The sequence below is a fragment of the Embleya scabrispora DSM 41855 genome (assembly GCF_000372745.1).
In the GTDB taxonomy this organism is placed as follows: domain Bacteria; phylum Actinomycetota; class Actinomycetes; order Streptomycetales; family Streptomycetaceae; genus Embleya; species Embleya scabrispora.
Genome location: NZ_KB889632.1, coordinates 1 through 2,811, shown reverse-complemented (window position 1 = coordinate 2,811; position 2,811 = coordinate 1). Strand labels below are relative to the sequence as shown.

Here is a 2,811-nt window from a genome sequence, read left to right as displayed (position 1 = left end):
CCAGCCCCAGGATGCGACGAGCCGACATCGAGGTGCCAAACCATCCCGTCGATATGGACTCTTGGGGAAGATCAGCCTGTTATCCCCGGGGTACCTTTTATCCGTTGAGCGACGGCGCTTCCACAAGCCACCGCCGGATCACTAGTCCCTGCTTTCGCACCTGCTCGACCTGTCGGTCTCACAGTCAAGCTCCCTTGTGCACTTACACTCGACACCTGATTGCCAACCAGGATGAGGGAACCTTTGGGCGCCTCCGTTACCCTTTAGGAGGCAACCGCCCCAGTTAAACTACCCATCAGACACTGTCCCTGATCCGGATCACGGACCCAGGTTAGACATCCAGCACGACCAGAGTGGTATTTCAACGATGACTCCACGAACACTGGCGTGTCCGCTTCACAGTCTCCCACCTATCCTACACAAGCCGAACCGAACACCAATATCAAACTATAGTAAAGGTCCCGGGGTCTTTCCGTCCTGCTGCGCGAAACGAGCATCTTTACTCGTAGTGCAATTTCACCGGGCCTGTGGTTGAGACAGTCGAGAAGTCGTTACGCCATTCGTGCAGGTCGGAACTTACCCGACAAGGAATTTCGCTACCTTAGGATGGTTATAGTTACCACCGCCGTTTACTGGCGCTTAAGTTCTCAGCCTCGCCCCGAAGAGCTAACCGGTCCCCTTAACGTTCCAGCACCGGGCAGGCGTCAGTCCGTATACATCGTCTTACGACTTCGCACGGACCTGTGTTTTTAGTAAACAGTCGCTTCTCGCTGGTCTCTGCGGCCACCACCAGCTCACCGTGCAAGACGGATCACCAGCAATGGCCCCCCTTCTCCCGAAGTTACGGGGGCATTTTGCCGAGTTCCTTAACCACAGTTCACCCGAACGCCTTAGTATTCTCTACCTGACCACCTGAGTCGGTTTGGGGTACGGGCCGCCACGACACTCGCTAGAGGCTTTTCTCGGCAGCATAGGATCATCCACTTCCCCACAATCGGGTCGGCATCAGGTCTCAGGCTCGTGTTGTGCGGATTTGCCTACACAACGCCCTACACCCTTACCCCGGGACTACCACCGCCCGGGCTGGACTACCTTCCTGCGTCACCCCATCGCTCACCTACTACCCGATTGGTTCGGCGGCTCCACCAAAACCGTTCACCCGAAGGATCCCGGCGGCTTCACGGCCTTAACATCACGAGGTTCAGCGCTGGCGCATCGTAGCGGGTACGGGAATATCAACCCGTTGTCCATCGACTACGCCTGTCGGCCTCGCCTTAGGTCCCGACTTACCCTGGGCGGATTAGCCTGCCCCAGGAACCCTTGGTCATCCGGCGCACACGTTTCTCACGTGTGATTCGCTACTCATGCCTGCATTCTCACTCGTGCAGCGTCCACCACTGGTTTCCACCGCGACTTCACTCGCTGCACGACGCTCCCCTACCCATCCGTACGCCTGAACCACGAAGGCTTGGCTGTATGTACGAATGACACGACTTCGGCGGTGCGCTTGAGCCCCGCTACATTATCGGCGCGGAATCACTTGACCAGTGAGCTATTACGCACTCTTTCAAGGGTGGCTGCTTCTAAGCCAACCTCCTGGTTGTCTCTGCGACTCCACATCCTTTCCCACTTAGCGCACGCTTGGGGGCCTTAGTCGGTGCTCTGGGCTGTTTCCCTCTCGACCACGGAGCTTATCCCCCGCAGTCTCACTGCCGCGCTCTCACTTACCGGCATTCGGAGTTTGGCTTATCTCAGTAACCTGGTGAGGCCCATCAACAATCCAGTGCTCTACCTCCGGCAAGAAACACACGACGCTGCACCTAAATGCATTTCGGGGAGAACCAGCTATCACGGAGTTTGATTGGCCTTTCACCCCTAACCACAGGTCATCCCCCAGGTTTTCAACCCTGGTGGGTTCGGGCCTCCACACGGTCTTACCCGCGCTTCACCCTGCCCATGGCTAGATCACTCCGCTTCGGGTCTTGGGCGCGCGACTCAATCGCCCTGTTCGGACTCGCTTTCGCTACGGCTACCCCACACGGGTTAACCTCGCCACACACCGCAAACTCGCAGGCTCATTCTTCAAAAGGCACGCAGTCACGGCCACCCGCGCAAAGCACGAATGACGACGCTCCCACGGCTTGTAGGCACACGGTTTCAGGTACTATTTCACTCCCCTCCCGGGGTACTTTTCACCTTTCCCTCACGGTACTAGTCCGCTATCGGTCACCAGGGAATATTTAGGCTTAGCGGGTGGTCCCGCCGGATTCACACGGGATTTCTCGGGCCCCGTGCTACTTGGGAAATGCGCAAGCAAGCCGCACATGTTTCGTCTACGGGGGTCTTACCCTCTACGCCGGACCTTTCGCATGTCCTTCGACTACATGTACGGTTTCTGACTCGCCGACCGGCCGGCAGACCGATCAAGCACACTCCCACGACCCCGATCACGCAACCCCTGCCGGGTATCACACGTGACCGGTTTAGCCTCATCCGATTTCGCTCGCCACTACTCTCGGAATCACGGTTGTTTTCTCTTCCTGCGGGTACTGAGATGTTTCACTTCCCCGCGTTCCCTCCACACACCCTATATATTCAGGTGCGGGTGACAGCCCATGACGACTGCCGGGTTTCCCCATTCGGACACCCCCGGATCACAGCTCGGTTGACAGCTCCCCGGGGCCTATCGCGGCCTCCCACGTCCTTCATCGGTTCCTGGTACCTAGGCATCCACCGTGCGCCCTTAACAACTTGGCCACAGATGCTCGCGTCCACTGTGCAGTTCTCAAACAACAACCGATTCCCACAGAC

At 57.8% G+C, this 2,811-nt stretch carries 1 rRNA gene; it reads right to left on the bottom strand.

Features of this window, described 5'->3' with window-relative positions:
* Positions 1-2,757: ribosomal RNA gene (locus A3IC_RS0114400) — 23S ribosomal RNA — on the bottom strand; the annotation flags it as partial.
* Positions 2,758-2,811: the final 54 nt, after the last annotated feature.